General features: G+C 54.1%; 11 protein-coding genes. 3 read left to right on the plus strand and 8 right to left on the minus strand.

What is annotated here, in order from left to right; all coding sequences use genetic code 11:
• Positions 1-176 precede the first annotated feature (176 nt).
• The 3 genes from K5621_RS09165 to K5621_RS09175 all read left to right on the plus strand — a co-directional run bounded on the left by K5621_RS09165 (position 177) and on the right by K5621_RS09175 (position 6825).
• Positions 177-5024: an NAD-glutamate dehydrogenase gene (locus K5621_RS09165; RefSeq protein ID WP_188726010.1), complete on the plus strand. Its 4848-nt coding sequence runs from the start codon at positions 177-179 to the stop codon at positions 5022-5024.
• 61 nt (positions 5025-5085) lie between these two features.
• Positions 5086-6105, plus strand: coding sequence for a quinone-dependent dihydroorotate dehydrogenase (pyrD, locus tag K5621_RS09170; RefSeq protein ID WP_221050997.1), 1020 nt, complete (start codon positions 5086-5088; stop codon positions 6103-6105).
• Positions 6106-6291: 186 nt separating this feature from the next.
• Positions 6292-6825 (plus strand): cell division protein ZapC, encoded by a 534-nt coding sequence (locus K5621_RS09175; RefSeq protein ID WP_100142687.1) that lies wholly within the window; start codon positions 6292-6294, stop codon positions 6823-6825.
• Between the two features lie 171 nt (positions 6826-6996).
• Here the strand turns inward: K5621_RS09175 and hisIE are convergent, their stop codons facing one another.
• From hisIE to hisG, 8 genes are all read right to left on the minus strand, one after another.
• Positions 6997-7647 carry a bifunctional phosphoribosyl-AMP cyclohydrolase/phosphoribosyl-ATP diphosphatase HisIE gene (gene hisIE, locus K5621_RS09180; RefSeq protein WP_221050998.1) on the minus strand — a complete coding sequence of 217 codons (651 nt, stop codon included), beginning with the start codon at positions 7645-7647 and terminating at the stop codon, positions 6997-6999.
• 137 nt (positions 7648-7784) lie between these two features.
• A complete protein-coding gene (hisF, locus tag K5621_RS09185) occupies positions 7785-8558 on the minus strand; it encodes an imidazole glycerol phosphate synthase subunit HisF (protein ID WP_044734598.1) in 774 nt (257 codons plus the stop codon).
• On the minus strand, positions 8540-9277 hold the full coding sequence (hisA, locus tag K5621_RS09190; protein WP_039033226.1) for a 1-(5-phosphoribosyl)-5-[(5-phosphoribosylamino)methylideneamino]imidazole-4-carboxamide isomerase: 738 nt from the start codon (positions 9275-9277) through the stop codon (positions 8540-8542). Before hisA ends, hisF begins: the two co-directional genes overlap by 19 nt.
• On the minus strand, positions 9274-9936 hold the full coding sequence (gene hisH / locus K5621_RS09195; RefSeq protein ID WP_101096414.1) for an imidazole glycerol phosphate synthase subunit HisH: 663 nt from the start codon (positions 9934-9936) through the stop codon (positions 9274-9276). The genes hisA and hisH overlap by 4 nt, the downstream gene beginning before the upstream one ends.
• The gene (hisB, locus tag K5621_RS09200) at positions 9936-11003 is read right to left on the minus strand and encodes a bifunctional histidinol-phosphatase/imidazoleglycerol-phosphate dehydratase HisB (RefSeq protein ID WP_221050999.1); all 1068 of its coding nucleotides are present in this window, start codon (positions 11001-11003) and stop codon (positions 9936-9938) included. The genes hisH and hisB overlap by 1 nt, the downstream gene beginning before the upstream one ends.
• 43 nt (positions 11004-11046) lie before the next feature.
• Entirely contained in the window at positions 11047-12150 is a 1104-nt protein-coding gene (gene hisC / locus K5621_RS09205; RefSeq protein WP_221051000.1) for a histidinol-phosphate transaminase, read from the minus strand.
• A gap of 5 nt (positions 12151-12155) precedes the next feature.
• Positions 12156-13544 carry a histidinol dehydrogenase gene (gene hisD, locus K5621_RS09210; protein ID WP_221051001.1) on the minus strand — a complete coding sequence of 463 codons (1389 nt, stop codon included), beginning with the start codon at positions 13542-13544 and terminating at the stop codon, positions 12156-12158.
• A 3-nt stretch (positions 13545-13547) separates the two neighbouring features.
• On the minus strand, positions 13548-14444 hold the full coding sequence (hisG, locus tag K5621_RS09215) for an ATP phosphoribosyltransferase (RefSeq protein WP_221051002.1): 897 nt from the start codon (positions 14442-14444) through the stop codon (positions 13548-13550).
• Positions 14445-14846: the final 402 nt, after the last annotated feature.

The following is a 14846-nucleotide window of genomic DNA, read 5'->3' on the forward strand; positions in this document are numbered from 1 at the left end:
CCCGTCATTGCTGGATTTGTACAGGATGTACCACTAAAATTTTGCTCGAATTATGGTGTGTTTAGTAATACACTGCGCGGCATGACCTCGGTCACAAAAATTCAGGTCCGGGTCATTCGTCGAAGCATCCATATAATGAAAAAAGCGCTGCCATAGACGCTTAAGGAAACAGCAAAATGGCCTTGAAAGATGCAATGCCTTCAGTACTACTTGAAAAGGTAGTCAGTTTAATTCGCTCCAAAGTCCCTAAAGCACAAGCAAATCAGGTGGAACAGTTCGCCACCTGCCTCTACGCTCACATGTCCAAAGACGATCTCCAAGCCCGTAACGACAGCGATCTCTACGGTGCCGTTTTGAGTCTTTGGAATGCCCTGAACAGCACGCCTTGTGGGGAAACTCATTTAAGGGTATTCAACCCAAGCCAGGCCAAGCACGGCTGGCAATCAACCCACTCCATCATCGAAGTTGTGCAGCCCGACATGCCTTTCTTGGTGGATTCTTTGGGTATGGCTCTCAACCGTTTGGGGATCACCGCTCATATGATGTTGCACACGCCATTGGCCATCGAGCGCCAAGGCAAAGACATCAATCGCGTCAGCTTTGTTAACGACAGCAAGGAAGACAGCGATAAGGTGGCGGTCTTCCTGATTGAAATCGACCGCCAAAGCAGCGACAAGGACATAAAACAACTCGAAAAAGAGATAGAGTCCGTGCTCGGCGATGTGGCCGCCGCCGTCAATGATTGGAGTGCCATGTCCGACAAGTTGGCCGAAGTAGCAGAAGAGTTGCCCAAGCGCCCATTCCCCGGTGATAAGGCCGAGCTTGAAGAAGCGACTCGCTTCCTTAACTATTTGAACAACCATCACTTTACTCTGATGGGTTATCGTCGCTACGACCTGCGTAAAGTCGAGGGTGACGTTGAGCTGGTACCCGATATGGCCAGCAGCCTTGGCCTGATGAATAAACCCGGCAAGGCGCAGCCCGAGCACGGCTTGATGCTGTCTTCTTTCTCAGAGTCGGCTCGCCGTGAAGCATTGGACAACAGCCTGTTGATCCTGACCAAGAGCAGTGCCAAGAGCCGGGTTCATAGGCCTGCTTATGTCGATTATATCGGCGTCAAACGTTTCGATGAGGCCGGTAATGTTGTCGGTGAAGATAGATTCATCGGCTTGTACGCCTCTAATCTATACAACCGTAGCCCGAAAGAGATCCCCCTGCTGGCCGAGAAGATCCAGCGGGTAATGGACAAGTCAGGACTGGCACCGCGCTCCCACGATTACAAGGCTCTGATGAATATTCTCGAAAACCTGCCAAGGGATGAGATTATTCAGGCCAGTGTCGATGAGCTGTCGCACATGGCACATGGTGTGTTGGATATGCAGGACAGAGACAAACTCAAACTGTTTGTCCGTAAAGATGGTTTCGGCCGTTTCTTGTCTTGTTTGGTGTATGTCTCCAAAGACAGATACAACACCCGTCTGCGTGAAGAGACTCAAAGGATCTTTGCCCAAACCTTTAACAGCACTGAAGAGGTGGAGTTTACCACTTACTTCTCCGAGTCGAGCTTGGCCCGTACCCACTACATAGTTAAAGTCGACAACAACAATAATTTGGAACTCGATGTGGCTGCCATAGAAAACAACCTGATTGAAGCGGCACGCTTATGGGAAGATAAACTTCAAAGCGCGCTCAACAATTCACTGGGTGAAGAGCAGGGCACCCGCCTGTTCAAGCGTTATCTGACCGCTTTCCCACAGAGTTACAAAGATGATGTCTTGGCCACCTCGGCCGTGGTAGATCTGCAACAACTGGAAGCGCTGGACGACGATCATAAGCTGGGCATGTTGTTCTATCAGCCGCAGGAAGCGGCACCCGGCAGTAACAAGGTGCGTTTGAAGCTGTTCCACAAGGATGAGCCTATCCATCTGTCGGATGTGCTGCCTATGCTGGAAAACTTCGGTCTCAGGGTGATCAATGAGCGCCCTTATGAAGTGAAGACCACAGATGGGGCGACCTTCTGGATCCTCGACTTCCTGATGACGGTACAAGGCAGCGCCACTGAGAATCTGGCTGACAGTCAGGACAGATTCCAGACTGCGCTGGCACAGGTTTGGCAGAAGAAGCTGGAAGATGATGGCTTCAACCGTATGGTGCTGGCTACCGGACTTTCCGGCCGCGAAGTGTCAGTGCTGCGCGCCTATGCCAAGTATATGCGCCAAATCGATGCAACCTTCAGCCAGGCTTACATCGAAGAAACCTTCAGCCGTTATCCGCAGATCGCCGATTCGCTAGTGAAGATGTTTATTCGTAAGTTCAACCCCAAGCTGAAGACCCGCACGCTGGACAAGTTTATCGAGCAGATCAATCTGCGTCTCGATGATGTCTCCAGCCTGGATGATGACCGTATCATCCGTCGCTATCTGGAACTTATCAACGCCACGTTGAGAACCAACTTCTATCAACAAGATGCTGCGGGTTTGCCGAAGGATTATATCTCCTTCAAGTTTGCCCCGGATCAGATCCCAGAAATGCCCAAGCCACTGCCGAAGTTTGAAATCTTCGTCTACAGCCCAAGGGTTGAGGGTGTGCATCTGCGCGGTGGTAAGGTGGCCCGAGGTGGTCTGCGCTGGTCTGATCGCCGCGAAGACTTCCGTACCGAAGTGCTGGGGCTGGTGAAGGCACAGCAGGTTAAGAACACTGTGATTGTGCCTGTGGGTGCCAAGGGAGGCTTTGTTTGTAAACAGTTGCCGACCGAGGGCGGACGTGAAGCCTTCTTCACCGAAGGTCAGGAATGCTACCGGATCTTTATCCGGGGTCTGCTGGATATCACAGACAATATCGTCAACGGTGACCTAGTGCCCCCTATGGATGTGGTGCGTCACGATGAAGACGATCCTTACCTGGTGGTCGCTGCCGATAAAGGAACAGCCACCTTCTCTGACACTGCCAACGCCATTGCTATTGAATATGGCTTCTGGCTGGGTGATGCCTTTGCTTCCGGTGGTTCTAACGGTTATGACCACAAGAAGATGGGGATCACCGCCCGTGGCGCTTGGGAGTCGGTGAAACGTCACTTCCGCGAAGTGGGTATCGATTGCCAGACTACAGATTTCACCTGTGTCGGTATCGGTGATATGGCCGGCGATGTATTCGGTAACGGCATGCTCTTGTCTGAGCATACCCAGCTGGTGGCCGCTTTTAACCACATGCATATCTTTATCGACCCAACGCCGGACTCAGCGACCAGCTTTGTTGAGCGCAAGCGTCTGTTTAATCTGCCCCGCTCCAGCTGGGAAGATTACAACAAGGAGCTGATCTCCAAAGGGGGGGGCGTGTTTGCCCGTAGCGCCAAGTCCATCAGTTTGACGCCGGAAATCAAGAAGATGCTGGCGACTGACAAGGATGCGATGACACCGACCGAACTGATCAAGTGCCTGCTGAAAATGCCGGTAGATCTGATCTGGAATGGCGGTATCGGCACTTATGTCAAGGCTAGCAAAGAGACTCACGCCGAAGTTGGCGACCGCGCCAACGACGGTTTGAGAGTCAATGGCAATGAGCTTAAGGCTAAGATCATAGGCGAAGGTGGTAACCTAGGCTGTACTCAGCTCGGCCGGATTGAATACGCAGCCAATGGCGGTCGTATCAACACCGACTTTGTCGATAACGTAGGCGGTGTAGACTGCTCGGATAACGAAGTTAACATCAAAATTCTGCTTAACGCCCTGGTGGCCGAAGGCGAGATGACCCTCAAGCAGCGTAACCGCCTGCTGGAAGAGATGACTGACGAAGTGGCGCAGATAGTGCTGCAGGACTGTAAAGATCAGACCCGTACCATCTCTGTGACCCAGGTGCGCGGCGCCGAACAGCTCAAAGAGCAGATCCGCTTTATCAACTACCTGGAAAAAGAGGGCAAGTTGGACCGGGCACTGGAGTTCCTGCCCACAGAAGAGGAGCTTTCAGAGCGTCTGGCCAGCGGTCGTGGTTTGACCCGTCCTGAACTGTCGGTATTGGTGGCTTACGCCAAGATGGTGCTCAAGGAGCAATTGTTGACGCCCGATATCACAGAGGATGCCTGGTTGAGCCAACTGCTGGTCAACTACTTCCCCGGTAAATTGCAACAACAATATGCCGACAAGATGACTCAGCATCCGCTGCGCGGCGAGATCATCGCCACTTCGCTGGCTAATGAACTGGTTAACGATATGGGGCTCAATTTTGTCCAGCGTATGCAGGATGAGACAGGCGCCTCAGTTGCCGATGCCGCCATTTGTTACACTATGGCCCGTGAAGTGTTTGGTTTGGCAGATTTAACCAAAGCCATTACTGATTTGAACGGCATAGTACCCGCGGTTGTTCAGGGTGAAATGCTGCACCAGCTGCGCCGTAATATGCGCCGCGCCTGTCGCTGGTTCCTGCGTAATCGCAGCCGGAATATGGGCATTGAGCAGGTAGTGGCTTTCTATAAGCCGGTGTTTGACGAGCTGAAAACCAATATCCGTTCCTACTTGGTGGCCGATGAACTGGCGGGTATCGAAGAGGATATTGCCGCGCTGGAAAAAGAAGCCGTGCCTCACGAAGTGGCCAGTCTGGTTGCCAAGATGAGCACGCTGTTCTCGGCACTGGATATCGCTCAGATAGCTCAGCTGGAATCCAAGCCGATTTCCTTGGTGGCCGAGACTTACTTTAAGTTGGGTGCCAGAATCGATCTGCACTGGTTCTTGGAACAGATAGGTGGTCAGCCGGTGGCCAACCACTGGCAGGCACTGGCCAGGGCGGCGTTCCGCGAGGAGTTGGATTGGCAGCAAAGAGCACTGACTTCGGCGGTACTGCGCAGTTGTAGCGATAGTTGTGAGTCCGATGCCATTATTGAGCAGTGGGTCGAACTCAATCAGGGCTTGCTGGAGCGCTGGTTCCACATGCTGGCTGACTTCAAAACCTCGCAAACTCATGAATTTGCGAAGTTTTCTGTAGCGTTACGAGAACTGAATCTGCTGATCCTGCACTGCGAAGGGCAGAAGTAAGCTATTATAACAATAAGAGCCCTGGCAAACGCCGGGGCTTTTTTTAGGTCTAGGAGAAACCATGTTTTACAAACTCGCACAAAAAGTCATGTTTCAGATGGATCCTGAGCGCGCCCATAACTTGGCCATAGGCAGCCTCAGAGCAACAGGTAACTCACCGCTGAACTGCTTTTATGCGCAGCATTTTGCCCCGGCCCCGGTCGAATTCATGGGGCTGACATTTCCCAATCCCGTCGGTTTGGCTGCCGGTATGGATAAAGACGGTGAATGTATCGATGCCTTTCATGCCATGGGATTTGGTCATATTGAAGTCGGAACTGTGACTCCAAGACCGCAACCCGGTAACGATAAACCACGGCTTTTCCGGATTAAGCCGGCCAAGGCGATTATCAATCGCATGGGTTTTAATAATCTCGGCGTAGATAATCTGGTGGCCAATCTCAAGGCTAAAAAATCCAACGCCATGGTCGGTGTCAATATAGGTAAAAATAAAGATACACCGGTAGAGCAGGGGAAAGATGATTATCTGATCTGTATGGATAAGGTATACGCCTATGCCGATTACATCGCAGTCAATATCTCATCACCCAATACTCCTGGCCTGCGTACCATGCAATATGGCGAATTATTGGATGACTTGCTGTCTAGCCTAAAAAACAAACAAATTGAGCTGGCAGAAAAGCATGGTAAATATGTCCCCATTGCATTGAAAATTGCGCCGGATCTGACTGAAGAAGAGATCGAAAAGATTGCCGAGTCGTTATTGAAACATAGGTTCGATGGCGCCATCGCAACCAATACCACTTTGACCCGTGATGGGGTCAGCGGCTTAGCCAACTCCAACGAGACCGGTGGCCTTAGCGGTAAGCCGCTGAACCAGCTGTCAACCAAGGTGATAAAATATCTCGCGCAGTGTTTGAAAGGTGAGATCCCGATCTTGGGGGTAGGTGGGATTAATAGTGCCGATGATGCTTTGGAAAAATTGGATGCCGGAGCGAGCATGGTGCAGATTTATTCAGGCTTTATTTACCAGGGTCCAAAATTAATTAAAGATATTGTTGACGCCTATAGATCCAAATAAGTTAAAAAACAGCCAAAGGGATCGCGTATGCGATCCTTTTTTGATTATATCGATCGTTTTTTGATCTAAAGGATCGTTCTAAGATATTGTTATCTCAATCTAATATCTAAAACTTTTTTTGATATTGGGTAAAATATCATCTATTATTCCATCTGTAATAAATCACAGGTCTTATTGGATTGCGTTATGTTATTAATGCCAAATAGAGATTGGCAATGGAGATATAACGATTCGTATGGTGTCCTTAGCGTATCGTTAGGTTCGGAAATGGAATTTCTGACTCCTTATAAAGCCAAAACTTTGATACCGGATGCAATGAAAGAAGCAGAATTTAGCGTCGAGCACGCCAAGTTCTATATTGACCTGCTTGATCGGCTGACCAAGTCACTGTCGTTGACGGATGCTCAAATTGTTCAACTGGCATTAAATGCCACTGCTGCCCACTTTATGCAAAAGCCACAGATGCCCAAATCATGGTTTTTTGAGCCTAGTGGGGTCTGTGTCTACAGTGAGCCGGGCAAGATGTTTGATCTCAAATGTCGTGGGGATCGCGTGCTGGTGATGGTGGTAGAGACCGGGTTGCAGGCTTCTTTGGTGATGATGTTGGCTAACGAATGCCGACTCAGCGATGTCAAAACCCTGACCCGCTTCGAAACGATCAAGGTGATGCACGATCGCTTGCATCCGCTAAGAGCCCAGCAGCAAATTGTTGCAGCCTAAATAATAACATTTCGCCCTCGCTTAATTGTCAACAAGAAGGGGGAGCCTTCTTGTTGATATATTATTGAAGCTTCATCCTCGTTCCAACCAGAGCATTCCCAGCGGTTAGTTATCCATTCACTGCAAAGGCTTGGTACATGCCCCTCAAGGGGCATGGGGGACAATACTCGGCTAAGACTTTCCTTTATTTGCCTGTGCGTGGCGTTTGGCCAGGTTGGCATGGATATCATCGAGGGACAGCTGCTGATCTTCCAGCAGTACCAAGAGGTGATAGAGGAGATCCGAGGCTTCATTCACCAACTCTTCGCGATCATGAGTGGCCGCCGCCAGCGCGGTTTCCAATCCCTCTTCGCCCACCTTCTGGGCAATGCGCTTGGTACCACGCTGAAACAACGAAGCGGTGTAGCTCTCGTTGGGGTCTTCCTCCTTTCTGGAGGCGATAAGGCTTTGCAGGCGATTGATAAAGGGGTGCACTTCGCCGCAGGCCGGATTATCCCAGCAGCTGTCAGTCCCCTTGTGGCAGGTGGGGCCTAAGGGGTTGGCCTGCAGCAGCAGGCTGTCGTTGTCACAGTCCACTCCTATGCTGACCAATTGCAGCAGATTGCCCGAGCTTTCGCCCTTGGTCCAGAGCCGCTGTTTGCTGCGGCTGTAAAAGGTCACCAGGCCTTTGCTTAGGGTGACATCCAGGGCCTCGCGGTTCATATAGCCCAGCATCAACACCTTGCCGCTGTGAAAGTCCTGCACTACGGCCGGCAGTAATCCCTGTTGTTTATCCCAGTCCAACTGATTGAGCCAGTCGGCATTGTTTGTCTCGGTTGTCATATCAAATACCTGTATTGGGTTGTGGGGCATTAGGGAAGGTGCGAACAAGTCCCATGTGTGCTCTGCGTCGGCTCACAGGCCTGGATGCAAGGCGTGGTTCGCAGCCAATGGCCCTAGTCCTTTGCAAGAAGCCTTCCTTAGCTGCGAATGGCGACGCCGCTTTGCTTGAGAAAGGCTTTCAGCGCCTGGATCTCTATGATCCCCTTGTGAAATACGCTGGCGGCCAAAGCGGCATCGACCTTGGCCTTGTCGAAGACCTCGAGAAAGTGCGCCATGGTACCGGCGCCGCCGGAGGCAATAAGCGGCACATCACAGACGGCTCTCACTTTGGCGAGCTGCTCGATATCATAACCCTGGCGCACCCCATCCTGGTTCATCACATTGAGGACGATTTCGCCGCAGCCCTGGCGCTGCACCTCTTCGACCCAATCCAAGGTGTGCCATTGGGTGTCGCGGGTCGCTGCTTCATCGCCGGTAAACTGTTTCACCTTATAGCTGTTGTCATTGGCATCGAAGAAAGAGTCGATACCCACCACTATGCACTGGCGGCCGAATTCATCCTGCAGCCTGCGAATAAGGCTGGGATCCGACAGTGCCGGTGAATTGATGGAGATCTTGTCGGCACCGAATGCCAGCAGCTCGCGTGCCTGGGCCAGGGTCTTGATGCCGCCGGCCACGCAGAAGGGGATGTCTATCTGCTGCGCCACCCGGCTGACCCAGGACTTATCCACCACCCGCGAGTGGGCGCTGGCGGTGATATCATAGAACACCAGTTCATCGGCGCCTTCGGCAGCATATCTGGCCGCCAGCGGCACGATATCGCCTATGGTTTCGTGGTTACGAAACTGCACGCCTTTGACCACCTTACCGTCCCGTACATCGAGACAAGGGACTATACGTTTTGCCAGCATGCGATCGCCTCCTCTACGCTGAATTCGCCGGTTAGCAAAGCCTTGCCGATAATCAGGCCGCTGGCGCCGGAATCCCTGACTGCGGCGACATCATCCAGGCTGGCGATACCGCCGGAAGCCTGCCAGGCGATATCGGGAAAGGTCTGCGCCAACTCGCGGTACAGGGCCGTATTGGCCCCCGTCATAGTGCCATCACGGCTGATGTCGGTGACCAGGGCATGTTTAAGGCCCAAAGGGGCAAACTGGGCCACCAGAGATTCCAGGGTTTTGCCACCGCCACTCTGCCAGCCGTGAACCGCCACTATTTTCTCGCCCGTGGCATTGATATTGACATCCAGCGCCAGACAGATGGCCTCCGGGCCGTATTGCTCGAGCCAGGCGCCAACCAGTTTGGGCTCACGCACCGCCAATGAACCTATCACTACCCGGGAAACCCCGGCCTTGAATAGTTCATCGAGCTGACGCTGACTGCGTACGCCGCCGCCCACTTGCAGTGGTGTATCCAGGGCGGCTGCGAGCGAAGCTATCAGGCTGCTTTGGCAGCGCTCAGGGTCTTTGGCGCCGGTCAAGTCCACCAGATGCAAGAGCGAAGCGCCCTGGGCCTGATAAGCGAGCAGTTGGGCTTCAGGTTGCAGATTGAAGCGGGTTTCCTGTTGGTAATCGCCCTGAAACAAGCGCACTACCTGACCTTCTATAAGATCGATTGCCGGTATAATCATGCTGCGGCTCCGTTAAAATCATCCTGGGTCAGAGTGAGAAAGTTAGCCAGGATAAGGCTGCCGATAGCGGCGCTCTTTTCCGGGTGAAACTGCACTCCCATAAAGTTGTCTTTGGCAATGGCGGCACTGAAACGCTCGCCGTAACAGCATTCGGCTATGGTGGCCGCCGAAGGCGCGGCGCAAAAGGAATGGACGAAATAGCAGTAGCTGCCTTCATCGATACCGGTAAACAGCGGGTGCGCCTGGCCGTTTGCATCAAGTACGGGGCTCAGTTGATCCCAGCCCATATGCGGACTGGGCAACCCCTTACAGTCGAGTGAACGTATAGTGCCCGGGATCAGCCCAAGACACTGACATTCATCGGCATCCTCGCCACTTTCCTGCGAGCTGTCACACATGAGCTGCATACCGAGACACACTCCCAGCACCGGCTGTTTCAGCGCCTTGATAACAGGAATTAGCTGTTTTTCAGTGAGCGCCGCCATGGCGGCTCTGGCTGTGCCCACTCCGGGAAGCACCACTCTTTCGGCGCTGCGGATAACCTCGGCATCATCACTGATACAGACGTCGGCGCCGAGGCGCTCAAAGGCGTATTTCACCGAGCTCAAGTTGGCGCAGCCGGTATCTATTATCACTGTCTTGGCAACGGCTTGGGTCATTACAACACTCCCTTACTGGAAGGCAAGGCATCACCTTCAACCTTGATGGCCTGGCGCAGAGTGCGCCCCAGCACCTTGAACAGCGCTTCTACCTTGTGGTGGTCATTGTCGCCCTCGCAGCCAAGGTGCAGGGTGCAGCGCAGGCCGTCGGCAAAGGAGCGAAAGAAGTGCGCTACCATCTCTGTGGCCAGCTCCCCGACCTTTTCCCGCTCAAATTCGGCGTTGAACTTGAGGAAGGGACGGCCGGAGAGATCCAGCAGGCAGTCGCCACGGGCTTCATCCATGGGCAAGGAAAAGCCGAAACGGGCAATACCGCGTTTATCGCCCAGCGCCTGACGTAAAGCATCGCCCAGCGCCAGCGCGGTATCTTCCACACTGTGGTGATCATCTATCTCCAGATCGCCGTCAACCTTGACTGCCAGTTTGAAATTGCCGTGGGTGGCAATCTGATCCAGCATGTGATCGAAAAAGCCTATGCCGGTATTGATGTCGCTGTTGCCGGCGCGGTCGAGATCCACCTCAACCCGAATATCGGTCTCTTTGGTGGTGCGCACCACAGTTGCCTGGCGACCCCGGCTCAAGAGGGCATCACAGATAACGCCCCAGTTGAGCTTTTCCCTGTCATAGCGATAGCCGGTCAAGCCCATGGCCTCGGCCAGGGCAATATCGGTTTGCCGATCACCAATAACTGCCGAGCGGGTGAAATCCACCAGGCCCTGGGTCAGAAACGCTTTTACCAACCCGAGTTTGGGTTTGCGGCAACTGCAGTTTTCATCGTTGAAGTGAGGGCAAATCAACACCTCGCTGAAGTTGACCCCCTGGCTTGAAAAAATCTGCATCATCAGATTGTGGGGCGCATCGAAGTCTTCTTTCGGGAAGGAGGGGGTGCCCAGGCCATCCTGATTGGAGACCATCACCAAGCGGTAACCGGCGCTTTGCAGTTTGAGCAGCGCCGGAATAACGCCGGGTTCAAACACCAGCTTATCCAATCTGTCCACCTGTTTGTCGGTTTGCGGCTCTTCAATAAGGGTGCCGTCGCGATCGATAAAGAGTATTTTCTGGCTCATTGATGTTTCCTTGTGCCGGCCGCTGCCGGGCTGATTATTATCGTTATTGCACCTGGCTCAGGGCGGCGAGCAACCGCTCGGTATCTGAGTCATCGCTGAAACTGAAACGTATGGCGTCAACAAGACGCGGATCCCGGTAGCTGCGGGCGACTATGCCAAAGTGCTGCAACTGTTCACGCACCTTGGGGGCATCGGCGAAATACGCCAGCAGATAGTTGCCGCCACTTGGCAGTACCCTGGCACCGAGTCTTTCCAGCGCCTCAGCCACTCTTTGTCCCTGGGTCTTGAGCTGCGCCACATCGGCCTGCATTCTGGCTATGCCCTCAGGGCTTAACGCCAAAGCCGCCAAGCGTGCCACAGGGACAGGTACCGGGTAGGGGGCCAGCACCTGTTTTACCATCTCGATAATGCCTTCATTGGCCAGCATAAAGCCGCAGCGGGCTCCAGCCAGGGCAAACGCCTTGGAGAGGGTGCGCAGTACGACCAGGTTGGGATACTCCTTGAGCAAAGCGGCGGCGCTCAGCTCGGGGCTGAATTCAATATAGGCTTCATCCACTACCACTAGAGTGTCTGGCATGGCCTCGAGCACCCGCAGGATTTCATCCCGGCTTACCCAGGTGCCTGTGGGGTTGTTGGGGTTGCAGATAAACAGCAGTTTGGCGCCTTGGGCCTGGGTTAACGCTTTGGGCAACTGAAAGTTGTCATCCAACGACAGTGCCTTGACCTCGACATTGAAGGTCGCGGCGCTGATGGCGTACATGCCGTAGGTGGGTCCAAAGAGGGCGATGCTGTCTGCTCCAGGGGTGCAAAAGGTACGGATCAGCAACTCTATCGCTTCATCGGCGCCGCGGGCGCAGATGAGCTGCAAATCCGAGACTCCGGCATAGGCGGCATAGGCGGCTATCACCTCTGGTGGCTGGCACTCGGGGTAGCGGTTGACCCGGTCGATATCCGTGTGGTTGAAGGGGGACTCGTTGGCGTTGATCCAAACTTCCCCTTGGCCGCCAAGGCGCCTGGCGCTTTGATAGGGTTCGAGTGCCAAAAGCTCGGGGCGAGCCAGAGCGGCGGCCAGCTCGCGGCTTTGGCGGGTAACGGCTGCAGTACCGTTCTTTGGATCCTCTGAGGGGGTATTGATGGCTGCAGGCATGGTTGTTATTCCTCTACACTCGCGGGCGGCACGCTCGGTGATGAAGCTCTCTCGGAGAAAGCACTTGGGGATGAAACACTCTCGGTTGAACCTTCGGGGCCGGATACCCCAAGAGAGGCCAGACGCAGGGCAACGGCATTGCTGTGAGCATCAAGCTGCTCTGCCTGGGCCAGGGTCATTACCGAGGGCCCCAAGGCGCACAGACCTTCGGCGCTTAGTTCCTGGACGGTAAAGCGGCGGCAGAAATCCGCCAGTGACAGGCTGGATACCGAGCGGCTGTAGCCGTAAGTGGGCAGCACATGGTTGGTGCCGCTGGCGTAATCACCCACAGATTCCGGGGTGTAGGGGCCGAGAAACACAGAGCCGGCGGCGCGAATTTGCGCCAGCAGCGCTCTTGGGCTACGGGTCTGGATGATAAGGTGTTCGGGGCCATAACGATTGGAAACGGCTGCAGCCTTATCCAGTGAATCGAGCAGTAAAATACGGCTTTCGGCCAATGCCAGGCGGGCAATGTCGGCGCGGGGCAGGGCCGCAAGCTGCTTGTCCAGCTCTTGGATGACGGCTTTTGCCAGCGATTCACAGCTAGAGAGCAGTATCACCTGAGAGTCGGGACCGTGCTCGGCCTGTGACAGGAGATCGGCCGCCACAAAGGCTGGACTCGCAGTCTCATCGGCGATGACCAGCACTTCGGATGGCCCCGCCGGCATGTCGATACTGACTCGCGCCCTGGGATCCTGGGACAACTGGCGCTTGGCTTCGGTGACATAACGGTTGCCGGGGCCAAATATCTTGTCCACCGGTGCTATGGTTTCCGTGCCCAATGCCAGCGCGGCAATGGCCTGGGCGCCACCGGATTGGTAAATCTCTTCGATGCCGCATTCGCTGGCGGCGTAGATGATGGCGCTGTCTATCGGAGCCGGGCTTATCAAGACCCGGCGGCGACAACCGGCGATTCGGGCCGGCAGCGCCAGCATCAACACAGTAGAAATCAGCGGCGCGCTGCCGCCCGGTATGTAGAGGCCAACGCTGTCTATGGCCTCACTTCTGAGCTCACAGCGCACTCCGGCCTGGGTATTGATATCCAAAGCCTGAGGCTGCTGCGCGCTGTGGAACACATCTATGTTGGCCATGGCGGTCTTGATGGCGTCTTTGAGCTCAGGGCTCACGTCCTGGGCAGCGGCTTTTATCTGCGCCTGACTGAGGGCGATATTTTCAAGGGGGATATCATCAAAGCGCTCGCTGTACTCCCTGAGGGCTTGGTCACCCTTGGCGGCGACGGCCTCAATGATCTCGCTGACGCTCTGCTCGAGCGCTTTGCTGCTCACCAGGGAGGAGCGCTGGAGCGCGGCGGCCTGCTCGCTTTCGCTCAGTGTGTCCCATACCAGATACTGCATGCTTCACCCCATCATCTTTTCAATTGGCATTACCAGAATCGAGCTGGCACCGAGCTTGGTCAGCTCTTCCATTGTGTCCCAGAACAGATCTTCGGTGCTGACCGCGTGGATGGCGACCCGGTTGCTGTCATCGTTGAGCGGCAACACTGTGGGGTTCTCCGCGCCGGGCAGCAGGGCAACAATCTTCTCCAGGGTTTCTGTGGGAGCGTGCAGCAGGATATATTTGCTTTCACGGGCACGGATGACGCCGTTGACCCGGCTCATCAGCTTGTCTATCAAGGCTTGTTTGGCCGGGGTTTGGGTTTGCTGTGATTGGATGACACAGGCCATAGAGCGAAAGATCACTTCGGTCTCGTACAGGCCGTTGGCTTCCAGAGTTGCGCCGGTGGAAACCAGATCGCAGATCCCGTCGGCAAGTCCGGCGCGGGGAGCGACCTCTACCGAGCCCTTGAGCATACAGTCGCGATAACTTATGCCTTTATTTTGCATAAAACGGCGCAGCAGGTTGGGGTAGGAAGTGGCAATTCGCAAGCCTTCCAGTGAGGCGGCGTCCTGATAAGGGAACTCACTGGGTACCGCCAGCGACAGACGGCAGGCGCCGAAGTCCAGTTGTCTGAGTTTGTTGCAGGCCGAAGGTTTGCCCAGTGTCTGCCGTTCTATCTGCTCCTCTTCCAGCACATTCTCGCCAATGATCCCCAAATCGACCACACCATCCATGACCAGGCCGGGAATGTCGTCATCACGCACCCGCAGCAGATCCAGTGGCATATTGTCGGCGTGGGCTATCAGACGCTGTTCGTTGACGGTGAATTTTACGCCGCAGTTTTTCAGCAGTTGTTGTGATTCTTTCGAAAGCCGGCCCGATTTCTGGATGGCGATGCGCAGTCGATTTGAAGTCATAGTGGTCATTCCTGTTGGTCAATTCAATCTTGGTTAAAAAACTCAAATCCGGAAACGAAAAACCCCCGGAATTCCTTCCAGGGGTTTTCAGATCTTATGAATCAACCGCCAGAAGGAATGAACCTTCGGCAGTCAGCTCCGAAGGCTACCGCTCGTGGTGGTGATGATGGATAGCGTTGCGAAGCTGTGTCATGTAATAAGTCCTGTGATTTCACGCTGTAATTTGGCAGCGCATAAACATTCAATTCTGAGCCGATTCGGCTGGTGTGTTTTTAAGCTAATCCCTTTGGCAGGAATTTGCAACACCCAAAATCAAAAAACATCTGCTGCTTGAAAAGGATTCATCAAGGGAAGGGGCGAACAAGTCCCATGTGTGCTCTGCATCGGCTTACGGTCCCGCTT

It is taken from the genome of Shewanella carassii (assembly GCF_019670705.1).
Taxonomy (GTDB): domain Bacteria; phylum Pseudomonadota; class Gammaproteobacteria; order Enterobacterales; family Shewanellaceae; genus Shewanella; species Shewanella carassii.

Excerpts from the sequence above, each read along its gene's own strand:
- pyrD (WP_221050997.1), top strand. The coding sequence starts at position 5,086 with ATGTTTTACAAACTCGCACAAAAAGTCATGTTTCAGATGGATCCTGAG.
- hisG (WP_221051002.1), bottom strand. The coding sequence starts at position 14,444 with ATGACTTCAAATCGACTGCGCATCGCCATCCAGAAATCGGGCCGGCTT.
- hisD (WP_221051001.1), bottom strand. The coding sequence starts at position 13,544 with ATGCAGTATCTGGTATGGGACACACTGAGCGAAAGCGAGCAGGCCGCC.
- hisIE (WP_221050998.1), bottom strand. The coding sequence starts at position 7,647 with ATGACAACCGAGACAAACAATGCCGACTGGCTCAATCAGTTGGACTGG.
- K5621_RS09175 (WP_100142687.1), top strand. The coding sequence starts at position 6,292 with ATGTTATTAATGCCAAATAGAGATTGGCAATGGAGATATAACGATTCG.
- K5621_RS09165 (WP_188726010.1), top strand. The coding sequence starts at position 177 with ATGGCCTTGAAAGATGCAATGCCTTCAGTACTACTTGAAAAGGTAGTC.
- hisC (WP_221051000.1), bottom strand. The coding sequence starts at position 12,150 with ATGCCTGCAGCCATCAATACCCCCTCAGAGGATCCAAAGAACGGTACT.
- hisF (WP_044734598.1), bottom strand. The coding sequence starts at position 8,558 with ATGCTGGCAAAACGTATAGTCCCTTGTCTCGATGTACGGGACGGTAAG.
- hisH (WP_101096414.1), bottom strand. The coding sequence starts at position 9,936 with ATGACCCAAGCCGTTGCCAAGACAGTGATAATAGATACCGGCTGCGCC.
- hisA (WP_039033226.1), bottom strand. The coding sequence starts at position 9,277 with ATGATTATACCGGCAATCGATCTTATAGAAGGTCAGGTAGTGCGCTTG.
- hisB (WP_221050999.1), bottom strand. The coding sequence starts at position 11,003 with ATGAGCCAGAAAATACTCTTTATCGATCGCGACGGCACCCTTATTGAA.